The organism is Bdellovibrio sp. 22V (genome assembly GCF_030169785.1).
Classification (GTDB): Bacteria; Bdellovibrionota; Bdellovibrionia; order Bdellovibrionales; family Bdellovibrionaceae; genus Bdellovibrio.
Genome location: NZ_CP125854.1, coordinates 2,875,925 through 2,889,846 on the forward strand (window position 1 = coordinate 2,875,925; position 13,922 = coordinate 2,889,846).

General features: G+C 47.0%; 13 protein-coding genes. 9 read left to right on the forward strand and 4 right to left on the reverse strand.

Translation table 11 applies throughout. From position 1 onward, the window contains the following. Positions 1-22 precede the first annotated feature (22 nt). Positions 23-1,426: a hypothetical protein gene (locus tag QJS83_RS13890; RefSeq protein ID WP_284605599.1), complete on the forward strand. Its 1,404-nt coding sequence runs from the start codon at positions 23-25 to the stop codon at positions 1,424-1,426. A gap of 149 nt (positions 1,427-1,575) precedes the next feature. Here QJS83_RS13890 and QJS83_RS13895 read toward each other — a convergent pair whose 3' ends face one another. Further along, a complete protein-coding gene (locus QJS83_RS13895) occupies positions 1,576-2,019 on the reverse strand; it encodes a hypothetical protein (RefSeq protein ID WP_284605600.1) in 444 nt (147 codons plus the stop codon). A gap of 108 nt (positions 2,020-2,127) precedes the next feature. Between QJS83_RS13895 and sohB the strand changes: the two genes are divergently transcribed. From sohB to QJS83_RS13925, 6 genes are all read left to right on the forward strand, one after another. Further along, positions 2,128-3,150 (forward strand): protease SohB, encoded by a 1,023-nt coding sequence (sohB, locus tag QJS83_RS13900; protein ID WP_284605601.1) that lies wholly within the window; start codon positions 2,128-2,130, stop codon positions 3,148-3,150. A gap of 16 nt (positions 3,151-3,166) precedes the next feature. After that, positions 3,167-4,135, forward strand: coding sequence for an ABC transporter ATP-binding protein (locus QJS83_RS13905; RefSeq protein WP_284605602.1), 969 nt, complete (start codon positions 3,167-3,169; stop codon positions 4,133-4,135). An 18-nt stretch (positions 4,136-4,153) separates the two neighbouring features. Beyond that, positions 4,154-5,143: an ABC transporter ATP-binding protein gene (locus QJS83_RS13910; RefSeq protein ID WP_284605603.1), complete on the forward strand. Its 990-nt coding sequence runs from the start codon at positions 4,154-4,156 to the stop codon at positions 5,141-5,143. 16 nt (positions 5,144-5,159) lie between these two features. Continuing rightward, positions 5,160-6,851: a peptide ABC transporter substrate-binding protein gene (locus tag QJS83_RS13915; protein ID WP_284605604.1), complete on the forward strand. Its 1,692-nt coding sequence runs from the start codon at positions 5,160-5,162 to the stop codon at positions 6,849-6,851. 81 nt (positions 6,852-6,932) lie between these two features. Continuing rightward, positions 6,933-7,904 (forward strand): ABC transporter permease, encoded by a 972-nt coding sequence (locus QJS83_RS13920; RefSeq protein WP_284605606.1) that lies wholly within the window; start codon positions 6,933-6,935, stop codon positions 7,902-7,904. Between the two features lie 16 nt (positions 7,905-7,920). Continuing rightward, positions 7,921-9,141, forward strand: a complete 1,221-nt coding sequence (locus tag QJS83_RS13925) for an ABC transporter permease (RefSeq protein ID WP_284605608.1) — start codon at positions 7,921-7,923, stop codon at positions 9,139-9,141. A gap of 19 nt (positions 9,142-9,160) precedes the next feature. Here QJS83_RS13925 and QJS83_RS13930 read toward each other — a convergent pair whose 3' ends face one another. Further along, positions 9,161-10,072: a TIGR02285 family protein gene (locus tag QJS83_RS13930; RefSeq protein WP_284605610.1), complete on the reverse strand. Its 912-nt coding sequence runs from the start codon at positions 10,070-10,072 to the stop codon at positions 9,161-9,163. Between the two features lie 208 nt (positions 10,073-10,280). On the opposite strand from QJS83_RS13930, the gene QJS83_RS13935 reads away from it, so the two are divergent. Then, the gene (locus tag QJS83_RS13935; protein WP_284605612.1) at positions 10,281-10,763 is read left to right on the forward strand and encodes a hypothetical protein; all 483 of its coding nucleotides are present in this window, start codon (positions 10,281-10,283) and stop codon (positions 10,761-10,763) included. 76 nt (positions 10,764-10,839) lie between these two features. After that, the gene (gene tatA, locus QJS83_RS13940) at positions 10,840-11,079 is read left to right on the forward strand and encodes a twin-arginine translocase TatA/TatE family subunit (RefSeq protein ID WP_284605613.1); all 240 of its coding nucleotides are present in this window, start codon (positions 10,840-10,842) and stop codon (positions 11,077-11,079) included. A gap of 17 nt (positions 11,080-11,096) precedes the next feature. On the opposite strand, the gene QJS83_RS13945 is transcribed toward tatA, so the two are convergent. Both QJS83_RS13945 and QJS83_RS13950 read right to left on the reverse strand, forming a co-directional pair. Then, a complete protein-coding gene (locus tag QJS83_RS13945; RefSeq protein ID WP_284605615.1) occupies positions 11,097-11,897 on the reverse strand; it encodes a glycerophosphodiester phosphodiesterase in 801 nt (266 codons plus the stop codon). Further along, a complete protein-coding gene (locus QJS83_RS13950) occupies positions 11,894-13,873 on the reverse strand; it encodes an AsmA family protein (RefSeq protein ID WP_284605617.1) in 1,980 nt (659 codons plus the stop codon). Before QJS83_RS13950 ends, QJS83_RS13945 begins: the two co-directional genes overlap by 4 nt. Positions 13,874-13,922 lie beyond the last annotated feature (49 nt).

Below are 13,922 nucleotides of genomic sequence, written 5' to 3' on the forward strand. Positions count from 1 at the left end.
TACGTTAGTACAGGGGGAAGTTATGCAGATTTTCAAAAAGTCTAAGGCGTTGCTTTTTTCTTCACTCATATCCTCAGGCGTTCTTGTAACGGTTGTGGCTTTTCAAAACTGCTCGCCTCCTATGCAATTTGCACTTCCCGAAGAACAACTGGAACCTGTCGGCGCCATTGATCCCGAACAAATCGCTTCGACATGTTCTTTTAATGGTGTGATTTATCAGGAAGGGCAAACTGTCATTGCCTACGAAACCTCATCGGGAACTGCCTGTCGATCTGAGATCAGAGTTTGTACAAATGGGGCTTTTACCGGCTCGTATCGTTTTGCATCTTGTACTCCCGGATCGTTAAAGAGCTGTCTTTTTAACGGACAAACTATTCTGCATTCCCAGTCTGTCGTTGCCTATCAAAACTCCACCGTTCCCTATGGTGGGAGCTGTGCATTTGAACAACGCCGATGTCAAGACGGCGTTTTATCAGGATCGTACGCATACGGTTCTTGTGCCATCGGTGGGGCGGCTAGTTGCTTGTTTAATGGCGCGACAATTAAGCACGGAAGTACGGTAACAGCGTTTCAATCTTCATCTGCGCCTTTCGGAAACTCATGTAGGTCCGAAGTGCGCAGCTGTAATAACGGTTTGTTGACGGGAACTTATTCCTATTCTTCTTGTAGCGTGGGGCAGGCAAGCAGTTGTCTCTTCAACGGAGCAACCATTCCTCATGGGCAAACTGTAACAGCCTATTTAACGGCCACGGTTGCATCAGGCAGTTCGTGTTCTTCGCAAGTGCGGTCTTGTAACAATGGAGTTTTAAGCGGCTCTTATGGATATTCTAATTGTGCTCCTGCACCGGCGCCAACTCCGCAAGCGCCTACGTTTAGTTGCAATAAAACTGCGTGGACTTGCGGTGAACCCATCATCTGTACAGCGTCAGGCTCTGACAGTAATTTGAAGACGTGTGATTACGCGACTGGAAATTGTTATCCTCTTATGGGAAGACCGGATTGGACTTACTTGGGTAACGGTAAATTTTCTTACTATAAAATCAATACCAATTCTGGCGGTTACTTCGAGTCTGTCTCATGGGGAGCGTTGGATTCAAATGGACTTCGTTCCTCTCAAGTGAACGGAACTATCAAAACATGCATGCCGAGATTTAGTTGCAGCAAATCCTATTATGCCTGCGGAGAAACCGTCTCCTGCTCGGCTTCTTTTGAAGGCGATAGCGGTTTGCAAGTTTGTGCGCCGGGAGTTGGGTGCTTCTCTGCCTTGGGACGTGAAAACTGGAGTTATCAAGGAAACGGATCGTTTTATTATTCGATGGTTAATAACAACTTGAACACTTCGGATGCGACAATTTATTGGTATTCCAGAAACTCTCAAGGATATGATTCTCCAACAACAGTTGTACGTTTTGGAGCATGCAAATAATGCCATCTCATTTCCCGCTCTAGCCGTTCTAAATCAAACGGAACGGATAGAGCGGAGACCATATATAGATCTCAGTTTGTTCCTCCGAAAAGCCATTTGAAGGAGGAGTCGTGAAAAATCAAAAAGGTTTCAGCGTCGTGGGAGTTTTTTTAAGGAAGGGGGGGGTTGGTTATTTTGGCGCCCCCGGGGGGGCGGCGAGAAAAAAAAAAATTTAAAAAAAAAAAATCACGCACTACTTCGTCGTCTTTTTTTGATTTTTCGACGATGTATTCGCGACGCTCCTTTTCATAAGAAGCGTCGTAAGCTTTCTTAGCAGCCGCATCAGCTTTTGCCTCAGGGCCGTCTTCGCTCATTTTTTCTTCTTTTTTCGTCTTTTTATATGCTTCAAGATTGCGGAGCTTTTGATTCTCCCACTGCTCTTCTTCCTCGAGATAGGCGCGTTCGCCCTTCTGGCGAGCGGTTTCGAACTGATTTTGTTCTTTATGATGCCCAGCAAAACCGGAAAGACGCTCCTCTTCGGCATTCTTGGCAGAAACCGTTGTGCTTACAAGAAGAACAAAAATAATAAGATTCAGACGACGCGGAAGAATCATTCTGGCCCCAGTCTATCAGGGCTCTTAATTTTTTTTGAGCAAACAAAAAAGATGCTCGACCTTTGTCTATTTCCTGAATAACTTAAATCCTTGCATCTAAGGAGCCCCATGGACGCTTTGCAAAATATTGGAATTTTCGCGGCACAAACCTTCATCATTTTGTTCGCTATTTTAGCTGTGATCATTGTTATCGCCCTCATCGCATCACGAGCGGCAGGCCCGAAAACGGAGATTCAAGTCGAACTTCTGCACAAAAGATACAAGGAATTTCGTAATCTTCTTAAGTCACAAACGATGACTAAGAACGAACGCAAAGAGCTCAAGAAAAAACTTAAAGAAGAACATAAAGCTCAAGAGACACAACCACGAGATCACGAGAAAAAAATCTTCGTCCTCGACTTTGAGGGCGACATCAAAGCATCTGCGGTTGAAAATCTGCGTGAAGAAGTGACAGCTGTTCTTACCATTGCCACACCGGAAGACGAAGTTGTCGTTCGTGTGGAAAGTCCCGGAGGCGTGGTGCACGGCTACGGTCTTGCGGCTTCACAACTTCTGCGTATCCGCGAAAAACAAATTCCTCTTACGGTTTGCATCGATAAAGTCGCGGCCAGCGGCGGTTATTTGATGTCCTGTACGGCTAATAAAATCCTGAGCGCACCTTTTGCGATCGTCGGGTCCATTGGTGTTGTGGCCCAGGTTCCTAACTTCAACCGTCTTCTAAAACGTCATGACGTGGAATACAAAGAGTACACGGCGGGCGAATACAAACGCACAGTCAGCTTGCTTGGCGAAATCACGGAAAAAGGCGAAGAAAAATTTAAACAACAACTTGAAGAAACTCACGTTTTGTTTAAGAGCTTCGTTCAAAAATTCCGTCCAAATATGAATATGAGCGAAATCGCAACCGGCGAGTACTGGTACGGCGATCAGGCTTTGACGAAGGGCTTAGTCGATGAAATTCGCACCAGCGACGACTACCTCATGGCTCTTTCCGAGAAACACCAAATAGTTAAAGTAAAATTCGAACAACATGAGAGTTTAAGTGATAAACTCACGGGAATTATCGGAAAGGCTTTTCACAAAGGAAGCCTCTCTATTTTGCAAGAACTTGAAACGCGTCGCTTTCTTTAAGCAGAGGAATTCTTAAGTGCAAAATCAAACCGTTCTTGAAGTTAAAAATCTTGAAACGACTTTCTCCTCCAAAGCCGGGCCCGTCCGCGCGGTCAACAACATCAGTTATAAAATTGATCGCGGGCAAACTTTGGGAATCGTCGGAGAATCAGGCTGCGGTAAATCCGTCACCTCTTACTCCTTGATGCGCTTAATTGAAAAGCCGGGCAAAATCAGCGGCGGCCAGGTCCTGCTGAACGGCCGTGATATTTTGAAACTCGCGGAATCAGAAATGGAAGAAGTCCGCGGCGGCGAAATGGCGATGATCTTCCAGGAACCTATGACCGCACTCAATCCTGTTTTAACCATCGGCTATCAGATGGATGAACAGATTATGAAACACAAAAAATGCTCCCCGAAAGAATCCCGCGAGCGCGCGATCGAAATGCTTCGTCTGGTTGGCATTCCATCTCCGGAAGAGCGTTATGAGTCCTACCCGCACCAGCTTTCGGGCGGTATGCGCCAAAGAGCCATGATTGCAATGGCTCTTTCCTGTGATCCGACCTTCCTGATTGCCGATGAGCCGACGACAGCTTTGGACGTGACGATCCAAGCGCAAATTTTGGAGCTCATCCAAAACCTGCAAGAAAAATTCAACATGACAGTGCAGTTCATCACCCACGACTTGGGAGTGATCTCTGAGATCTCCGACCGCGTGATGGTCATGTACGGCGGACAAACTTGTGAACAAGCCGACACGCAAGAACTTTTCCTGAACCCTCGCCACCCTTATACGGCGGCCTTGATTGCGTCTCGCCCTAAATTTGGCGAACGCGTGAAACGTTTAACGACGATCGAAGGCAGCGTGCCCGCTCCGTTTGAACTGCCCAAGGGCTGTCCTTTCGTCAATCGCTGCACACGTGTAAAAAGCGAATGCGCCAGTGCGAAGCCGCCTTTAGTTGAAATTAAATCAGGTCACACCGTGGCTTGCTTCAATCCTCTTTAAGAGTCCGGGGAGTTAGAAATGAACGAAATCATTCTTGAAGCAAAGAATATTAAAAAGCACTTCCCGATTAAGAAAGGCCTTCTTCTACGCGAAGTCGCGAGCGTCAAAGCCGTCGACGATGTTTCCTTGGTTGTGCGCAAAGGGGAAACTCTGGGTCTTGTGGGCGAATCCGGCTGTGGCAAATCAACTTTGGGCCGCACCTTGATTCGACTTTATGAACCCACGGGCGGCAGCATTCAATTTGATGGACAGGATTTCTTGTCTTTGAAAGGCGATGCTCTTCGCAAGAAACGCAAAAACATTCAAATGATCTTCCAAGATCCTTATGCCTCTTTGGATCCGCGTATGACCGTGGGCCAAATCATTCGTCAACCGATGGATATTCACGGCGTCGGCACGATGGCCGAGCGCAATCAACGTGTTCTTGAGTTGATTGAACTCGTGGGCCTTAGAAAAGCTCACGTGAACCGCTATGCCCACGAATTTTCCGGCGGACAAAGACAGCGTATCAGTATCGCGCGCGCTATTGCCCTGAATCCGGAATTGATTATTTGTGACGAGCCTGTCAGCGCTTTGGACGTTTCGATTCAAGCGCAAATCTTGAATCTGTTGAAAGATCTGCAAGAAAAACTCAAGCTCACGTATGTCTTCATCTCTCACGATCTTTCCGTGATTGAACACACGTGCGACCGTATCGCCGTGATGTACTTGGGAAAAATCGTTGAAATCGCCGAGCGTGACGAACTCTTTAAAAATCCGCAACACCCCTACACTCAAGCATTGATCGGCGCGATTCCTCGTGTTGGCCAAGGCAAAAAGAAAATGAAAAAGTCTTTGAGTGGAGAAGTTCCAAGCCCGATCAATCCGCCATCGGGTTGCGCGTTTCATCCGCGCTGCCCGCACAAAATGGACGTGTGTGCGCAACAAGTTCCGTCGTTGACGGGAGAAGGCGCCCACAAAAAAGCGTGCTGGTTGACGGCGACACCCTCTTTAGGAAATGAAGCTTAATTAACAAGGAGAATGTATGTTGAACAAAATTGCAAAAGGACTTTTGCTAGCGGCAAGTGTGGGCTTGAGTGCTCAAGCTGTAGCTGCTCCTAGCAACAACGAGCTCAAAATCGGTATCTCTCAGGAGTTCGAAACGCTGAACCCTATCATTATGACGATGTCCGCGTCTGCTTACATGCATCGCATGACCGGTCGTTCTCTTGTGGTGCTTACACCAGAAGGCAAATGGGTGACTCAGCTTGCGAAAGAAATTCCCTCTTTGGACAAAGGCACTGCTAAAATCATCGAAGACGGCGGCAAGAAAAAAATCGTCGCTCACTGGGAAATCCTTGAAGGCGCGAAATGGGGTGACGGAAAACCTGTCATTTGCCAAGACTTCATCACAGCTCATAAAATCGCAACAAGCCCGACCGTAAGCGTGGGTGAAAAAGAAACTTGGACGCAAGTTGAAAAGATCGACATTGATGCCAAGAATCCAAAAAAATGTACTTTCAAATACGACAAAGCAAAATGGGACTTCTATCAATTGGCGCAATTTTACCCAGTGCCAACACATCTTGAAGCCGCTGTTTTTGAAAAGTACGCGAAACAAAAAGAGGGTTACGAAAAGAACTCTAACTACGTTCGCAACCCGACAAACCCAGGTCTTTACAATGGCCCTTACGTGATCACTGACGTGAAATTGGGTTCACACGTTTCTTTCGCTTTGAATCCGCATTTCTACGGCAAACCTGCTGCGATCAAAAAAATCATCGTGAAGCTGATTCCAAATACAGGAACTTTGGAAGCGAACTTGCGCTCAGGCACGATCGACATGATCTCTGTATTGGGTCTTGATTTCGACCAAGCTTTGGCTTTCGATAAGAAAACAAAAGCGGAAAATCTTCCCTACGTTGTTCACTTCGTTCCTTCTGTAACTTACGAACACATTGATCTTAAATTGGACAATCCGATTTTGAAGGATGTTCGCGTACGTAAAGCTCTTCTTTACTCCATCAATCGCGATGACTTGGTAAAAGCTCTTTTTGAGGGCAAACAACAAGTCGCGATCCACAACGTTTCTCCGAAAGACCCTTGGTTTACGGCAGATCCTAAAGTTGTGACGACTTACCGCTACTCTAAGCGTGAAGCAGGAAAACTTTTGGATGAAGCTGGCTGGAAAATGGGCGCTGATGGTTACCGCGCGAAAGATGGCAAGCGTCTTTCTTTGGTATTCCAAACAACGGCGGGCAACAAAACTCGTGAGCTTGTTCAGGTTTATTTGCAAAATCAGTGGAAGCAAGCCGGCATCGAAGTTCTTGTTAAGAACGAACCAGCCCGTGTTTTCTTCGGCGAAACTATGACGAAAAGAAAATTCGACGGCTTGGCGCTTTTTGCGTGGGTTTCTTCTCCAGAAAACAGCCCGCGCTCGACAGTCTCATCTAAAGCAATTCCTAATACCAATAACGGTTGGTCCGGCCAAAACTTCCACGGTTGGAACAACGCAAACGTTGATAAAAACTTGGATGCTTTGGACGTCGAGTTCAATGCGAAGAAACGCACAGAACTTGTTCATGACATCTTGAAGGCTTACACAGCGGAAGTTCCGGTTCTTCCTCTTTACTACCGCTCTGACATCTCTGTAACTCCGAAGAATTTGAAGAATTACAAAATGTCCGGCCACCAGTTCTACGAAACAAACAACGTCGAAGACTGGGTTTTGAACTAATTTAGCGGGAAGATAGGGAAAAAGGTACCAGGTACCTTTTTCCCTGCTGACACCTCCTTCCCCGATTTTAAGGAGTCATCAATGACTACATTTATTACTCGTCGCATTTTGCAAACACTCGCGGTGATAGTGATCCTGTCCTACGTGTGCTTTTATCTTATGAGCTTAATGCCGGGCGATCCTGTCGACATGATGGTTGCTTCAAATCCTAAGATCACAGCAGAAGACGTGGCTCGTCTGAAATCCCTTTACGGTTTGGACCAGCCCGTTTACAAACGTTACTTCAACTGGGTGACATCCATCGGTCAGGGCGATTTGGGTTACAGCCGTACGTATCGCGTTCCGGTGCAAGAGCTTATGGGGCCTCGTTTATGGAACACGTTCTTGTTGTCAGCCGTTTCTTTGACGTTATCAATTCTGATTGCAATTCCTTTGGGTGTGCTTTCGGCATTAAAACCGGGAAGTAAAATTGATTACTTCGCGAACTTCTTCTCGTTTGCCGGGATCTCGATTCCCTCCTTCTGGCTTGCGATTGTTTTGATTATTATTTTCGCGGTGAAATTCCCCATTCTGCCTGCCGGCGGAACTCAAACGATCGGCCTTGAGAATCCGGGATTCTGGGCGGATCTTATGGATCGCTCGAAATATTTAATCCTCCCCGTTCTGAGTCTTTCGATTCAGCAGATCGGGCGTTTCTCGCGCTTTACTCGTTCAGCAATGCTCGAAGCTATGCGCAATGATTTCATTCGCACCGCGCGCGCAAAAGGTTTAGCCCGCAGTATCGTCATTTGGAAGCACGGCTTCCGTAATGCACTTATTCCTCTTATTACGATTTTGGCGTTGAGCTTCTCGGGTTTGTTCTCGGGAGCCATTTTGACAGAGACCGTTTTCGCTTACCAAGGTGTTGGTAAACTTGTTTACGACTCTATCATCGGTAATGACTACAACGTGGCGATGATCTCGTTCGTGATCTCTGTAAGTATGGTTCTTTTAATGAATCTTGTGGCGGATATTCTTTATGGATTCGCGGATCCAAGAATTTCTTATCAATAGGTCGGCGGAGTAAGTTATGAGCAGCAACGAAATCACAATGAACGACGTGCAAATTAGCGAATCCGTCCTTTCCGCAAAAGAAAGAGCGGAACTGGAAAAAGCGCAACCCATGTGGAAGATGGTGCTAAGCCAGTTCCTCGAGCACAAGCTTGCTGTCGTCGGCAGCATCATTATCACGCTTTTTATTTTGATCTCTGTTTTCGCAGGACAGATTCAAAGCTTCACAGGACTTGATCCCGACGCCCAAAACGTCGCAAACCGTTATCTGGCGCCGATGACGACAGCTCAAGTCGGACAAGACGTGCGTGAAACCGAAGTCGAACGATTCATCACAAACAATCCCGAAATCGCCGATAAAGTTCAAAAGGCATTGATCGAAAAAGGTATCGTCACAGTCGCCGAGGCCGATGCGATCTATGAACTCGCAGCTCGCGAAGTGAAAGAGTCCGTCGCAGCTTTGCGTTCTTTGCAAATCGCCGAAGCGGGCTCGCTGATTTCTCTTTTTTCCGAGTTTGAAACATTCCATCTCTTCGGTACCGACGAATTAGGTCGTGACGTCTTCATTCGTCTTGTTTATGGAACACGCGTGTCGATGGGCGTTGGTGTTCTTGTCGCTATTGCGTCCGCGCTGATTGGTCTTTTGATCGGCTCCCTCGCGGGCTTCTATGGCGGATTGATCGATACGGTTTTGATGCGGGTGACGGATTCACTTTTGTCATTACCGACAATTCCTATTTTGATCGTGATGGCCGCTATTGATATGACAAAACTTCCACTTCTTAAAGCGGTTGTCAGCACGTCTAATGAGAGCATCTTTAAAATGGTGATCATTCTTTGCATGTTCTCCTGGATGACTGTAGCGCGCTTGGTTCGCGGCAGTATCTTATCCATCCGTGAAAGAGAGTTCGTCCTTGCCGCTCGAACGCTAGGCGCGAAGGATAGCACGATCATCGTTCGTCATATGTTCCCGAACGTGATTGCGCCGATGCTGGTGTCGATCACTTTGGGCGTGGGCGAGTCTATTTTGTTTGAAGCGGCTCTTAGCTTCCTGGGCCTTGGCATCATGCCACCCACACCAAGCTGGGGTAACATGCTGAACAACGCCCAAGAGCTTATTTATCAAGCTCCTTTCTTAGCGATCCTTCCCGGAGTTTTGATCTTGATGACGACAATGAGTTTTAACTATTTGGGTGACGGCCTTCAGGATGCGATCGACCCTAAAGCTCTTCGTCGTTAATTCTTATTATGGGGTCTTATTATGGGGCCGTCGTCCACGGCCCTTTGGCTCTCTTCTTGTAAAACTCGTTCAAATCTTTTCGACCCGATTTCAACGCCGCGGGTTCCAACCACGACTCGACCACTTTGTGATACTCCTCGGTCGACGCTAATTCCTGCATGACTTTGTCGACGGCTTTAATAATCTTTCGCCCCCACTCATTTTTCGTGCAGGCGACATAATAAACAAACGACGGAGCTTCCTCTTTAAGAGTGATACTTAGCAGAGGTTTTTCCGGAAAAACTTCTTCATTAAAGGAACGCACGACAACTGGGAACTCCACCGTGTAATCGTAACGACCTTTGTGAATCATCTTAAGAACAGGCCAATAGCCTTCGCCAAACTTTCCGTAAAAGTGATTTTCTTTAAGCAGGCTTTCGTTGTCGTGAATAATCTTATCCAACAAAGGACCGTAAGAACGATCCTTCACAATCACGGCTTTCCATTTCCGGTTATGCAAAACATCCTGCAAAGATGTGAAAGACCCCAATTCGTCAAGCATTTGTGGTCGACTGGTAACGAGAACATATCGATGCGGCAGTGAAAAAGCCAAGGCGGTAAAGTAGGCCAGCTTTTCTCTTTCTGCGGTTTTTAGCATCGCGCCTCCGCAGACATTTTTTCCCTCGCGCCAAAGATCGACAATACGGGCAGAGTCCGACTTCACGTCTTCAAACGCATAGCCCGGCATTTTGTTCTGCAACAATCTTTTGAGTCGATCGATAGTTCCCTCTCCGGCGTAGGGTCCTTTCACAATGTAATAAGGCGGCCACTCTGTGATGGCCCATGGAATAACAGCCGGTTTCGGTTCGGCAGCCGCAGGCCTCAAAGAACCGCCCAGCATTCCTAAAAAAGCCAGGCCTAGAATGAAAAAAGCGGCGGTTCGGGGTTTCATTTTTCGCCTCTCAATCTTCTTTAAGTTTATTCCTCTTAATCCCTCATCCTTGCCATGTATTTTGTCTTCTTTTATAAGGCGCCGCTTTGCCGACAAATGTCTGTTCATCCCTGTAAAAATGACCTGGGCCCCAGGGCCTAAAGTCCTCATTTCTTGCAGCAGAGGCGGCACGAATCTTGTTAATTGCATGGGGTGAAATGGGGTTCGTATGAAAACTATTCTTTCATTTTTTGCGACTATTTTATTTGCTGCTAACGCTTTCACTCAGACATCAGCAGAACTCACTTGCCGTGCGCAAGCGAAAGAGATTGCTCTTCAGACCTATTCTTCCTGTGTTACGGAAGCCCGTAACAACCAGGTCGAGGAGATTCGTAAGAATTATCAAAAAGAACTTTCGGATCTGAAGGCGAAATATGACAAAGAACTCAAAAAAATGGGCGGTGGCGGAGCTAAAAAAGCCGTCAAAAACGGTGCTCCTACAGTCCGTGAAGTTCAAGCGCCTAAAGCCGTTAAAGGTATCGCGAAACAGCTTCCTGGCCGTGGCTCCGTAAATACGGAAGCGGCTCCTATTCAAGTGGTTTCTGAAGGCACCAAAGTGGTTGCTGTCGGAACAGAGGATGTCGCTGAAGGTCTTGAAAAAGAAGCCGCTGAGGCGGACCAAGTCGAAATTATCGAAATGCCGGTGGAATAACCCAGTCCGGCGTTGATTTTCCTCCCAGTCGGGTCTAAAAAGTGTAGACTGTTTTAAATTTCTGGGAGGAACCCCCATGGGTGAGTTTAGCCTTACACACATTCTACTTCTTGCTATTATCGCGTTGATTTTTTTCGGTCCAAGCCGTCTGCCTCAGTTGGGTCAAGGTTTGGGTAAAGCCATCCGCGGCTTCAAACAAGGTCTTAATGAAATCGACGTGGATCCAAAAGATATCCGCGATCACCAACAAGTCAGTCACAATCAGCAACAAACAACGACTCAATCGCAAAAACAAAACGAAACACAGCGTTCGTAGTTTTTCGCAGGTGGCTTTTAAGAATCTTGAGAGCCACCCAGAGTATCGCTGATAATACTAAGCGCTCCCGCTTCTAAGTAAGCCAGCGCTTTTTCTTTATTGTTCACAGTCCACAACGCGACGGGCACTTTTCTTTTCATCCATCTCTTTACTTCGTTCACACTGACAAACTCATGATCCAAGTGCAGGGCGTGCACACGCACATACGGAGCCAGCCACAAGTGGCGCAGATAGATTTTATTCTCCGGATCTTCGGGGTCTTTGGAGGCTAACAGCGCTCGCGGAACCTGCGGCAAGTGGTAGCTCAATCTCCACAAAGCCAAAGGATTAAAACTTGAAAACAAAACGCGATCTTCCGCTTTGTGTTTAAGAATCAACTCTGCGACTTTTTGTTCAAGACGCCCATCTAAAATAGCGGACGTTTTTATTTCTATATTGATTTTAGGAGGCACTTCTTTGGAAGTAAGAACTTCCTCTAAAGTGGGAGCTTTCGCTCTTTCTTTGATTTCAGCAGCGGTGACTTCAAAAACAAACTTTGCCGAATTGCCCAGACGTCGAAGATCTTTATCGTGAAAGACAACGGGAATAAGATCTTTAGAAAGACGAACATCAAGCTCCACCATCTCAAGACCTTTTTGTGCCGCTGCTTTAAAAGCGTCCATGGTGTTTTCTTTAGCGCCGCCCTTCCAGAAGCCGCGGTGTCCTTGATAACGCGGCGGTTTCATCGCGTGCGCCGGCCACGGCAACGCTTTCCAGGAGAAGTGTTTGTAGAGGACAAAGCCGACAACAACAAACGTCGTGATTCCAACGAACATCATCTTCTCGCTTTCGAGGAACCTTCCTCAACAAACGACGGTTTTTCCCGAGTGCCGTCAATGGACCATCTGCGATGATTTTTTCCTTCACGAATCATCACGTGTCCTTTCAGACGACCTTGTTCATCCCAAGAGCCCTCTGTCAGAAGACGTCCCGTTTTTCCCACCTGTCCTTGGAAGGTTTTCCAGGAAAGAAGTTTTAAACTTTTTGATTGGAATTTTCCCGTCACATCATGAAGCGACAACTGTCCTTGATGCCACCACGCCGGCTCCGTCACTTTGCGAAGAATTTCCGCGCCCGGAGACGCCGCATTCACAACCATTTTGCGAACTTGCGTATTAAGTACTACTTCACCGTGCGACCAATCGACCGACGCTTTCGATTTTGTGAACTGCATTCCCTCTACGTTCATCGCATCCACACGGATAAGACCCTTCATGAAACTCGTCTGCCCTTGCGACATCTTGACGTCGCCGTCAATACTGATAACGCCGATGTCACCTCCGTCCGTCATGAGTTTTTGGACGGAAGAGGCCAGCGATAATTCATCCACGCGCATTTTTACATCGACATCGCGGAAATCGCGATCCGCTTTCACGCGCACGTTTCCTAAGAAGAGGCCTCCGCGCGGCTCAACTCGTTTGACTTGAAAATCCCAGGTGTCACCATCCAAAGAAATGTCACCGACCATCAGGTCAATTGTTTGCAATTCTCTTTGGCCTTTGTTGGAAAAAACAAATTCCAGACCCGAGTGCTCGCCCGTCATACGCATTTTTTTATCGGAAACGATCTCGGCCCGGCCGGTGAAAAGGCCGAGATGCCCCAACATGCTGGTGTCTTTCGGTCGATTGAGTAAAACCAGAAGTTTATCGATATCCAACTTCTTCACGTCGATCTTCATCGGTTGATACGCGAAAGGATCCAACGACATGATATTCACTGTATCAACACGCATCTCTCCCAAATCACCCTCCAAACGGAGATCGCGAACTTCTAATGGGGCCTTGCGAATCTTGTCGATATCACTCACCATGCGCGCTTTGGACGACAGCCATACCTGACGGCCATTAAGATCTTTTGAAGCCAGGTCGTACTTCTGAAGAATCGCCAGGATTTGACTCAAAGGAATGTGTTTGAGATCGGTCTCTATCGCAAGCAGACGCTCATCGATCGTGTAGTTGGCGATAACACTGTAATGACCTTCTCGCCAGTTTCCGAAAAAATGAGTTTGCACGGTTTTTTCCGGAGAGTCTTTGTATTGCACGAAAAGATTTGCGTGCGAAAGATAATCTCCGACTTGCGCGTCTTTCAAAAAATTGCTCTTCGCCGTGACTTCAATCACTTTTGGCTCAAAAGATTTTACTTTGACGGAAAAATTCAAAAGCTCCGAGGAAAACTGCGGATATTTTTCGCTGCGAATGTGCAGCTTTTGCACAAACACCGACGAAACATCGTTTTGATATTTCTGCGACTTTTCTGAAGGTGACAGCGTCACCAACGGTTGTGGCGTTGCGGGCGAAACGGCGATTTCGGCATTTTTTTCTTCACCGTCGCAATCCGTAGGGGCTTCCCGCAAAGTGAGGTTCACATTATTGGCTTCAATGGCTTGCACAGGTCCTCGCCCGCGAAGCAATCCCCATAAAGAAAGAGGCAGACGAAACTCATCCACTTCAAGAACGGGCGCACCCCAACATTTTTTTTGCGACTCCATTTTGACATTGGAAATGATCACGGCAAAACGCGGAAGGATGCCGTCATTAAGACTGAATTGAGCCGAACCAAATGTGACTTTAATGTCTTTATGAATGTGGCTTGCGGCTTTTTCAATTCGCGAAGCCACTCGCGACGGAGACAATAAAGACTTCGTCGTATAGCCTAAGAAAAAAGCCAGAATCAGCCCGCTCATAAGCACGGCCATACCAGGTTGTTCAGCAATAAGATGTCGATCTGAGGAAGAAGAGCGTCTGCGCGAGTCCATGACCTATTCTCACAGGTTCAGCCATGGACCGACAATGTCTTTTACAGAA

Excerpts from the sequence above, each read along its gene's own strand:
- QJS83_RS13915 (WP_284605604.1), top strand. The coding sequence starts at position 5,160 with ATGTTGAACAAAATTGCAAAAGGACTTTTGCTAGCGGCAAGTGTGGGC.
- QJS83_RS13930 (WP_284605610.1), bottom strand. The coding sequence starts at position 10,072 with ATGAAACCCCGAACCGCCGCTTTTTTCATTCTAGGCCTGGCTTTTTTA.
- QJS83_RS13925 (WP_284605608.1), top strand. The coding sequence starts at position 7,921 with ATGAGCAGCAACGAAATCACAATGAACGACGTGCAAATTAGCGAATCC.
- QJS83_RS13935 (WP_284605612.1), top strand. The coding sequence starts at position 10,281 with ATGAAAACTATTCTTTCATTTTTTGCGACTATTTTATTTGCTGCTAAC.
- QJS83_RS13950 (WP_284605617.1), bottom strand. The coding sequence starts at position 13,873 with ATGGACTCGCGCAGACGCTCTTCTTCCTCAGATCGACATCTTATTGCT.
- tatA (WP_284605613.1), top strand. The coding sequence starts at position 10,840 with ATGGGTGAGTTTAGCCTTACACACATTCTACTTCTTGCTATTATCGCG.
- QJS83_RS13890 (WP_284605599.1), top strand. The coding sequence starts at position 23 with ATGCAGATTTTCAAAAAGTCTAAGGCGTTGCTTTTTTCTTCACTCATA.
- QJS83_RS13945 (WP_284605615.1), bottom strand. The coding sequence starts at position 11,897 with ATGATGTTCGTTGGAATCACGACGTTTGTTGTTGTCGGCTTTGTCCTC.
- QJS83_RS13895 (WP_284605600.1), bottom strand. The coding sequence starts at position 2,019 with ATGATTCTTCCGCGTCGTCTGAATCTTATTATTTTTGTTCTTCTTGTA.
- QJS83_RS13910 (WP_284605603.1), top strand. The coding sequence starts at position 4,154 with ATGAACGAAATCATTCTTGAAGCAAAGAATATTAAAAAGCACTTCCCG.
- QJS83_RS13920 (WP_284605606.1), top strand. The coding sequence starts at position 6,933 with ATGACTACATTTATTACTCGTCGCATTTTGCAAACACTCGCGGTGATA.
- sohB (WP_284605601.1), top strand. The coding sequence starts at position 2,128 with ATGGACGCTTTGCAAAATATTGGAATTTTCGCGGCACAAACCTTCATC.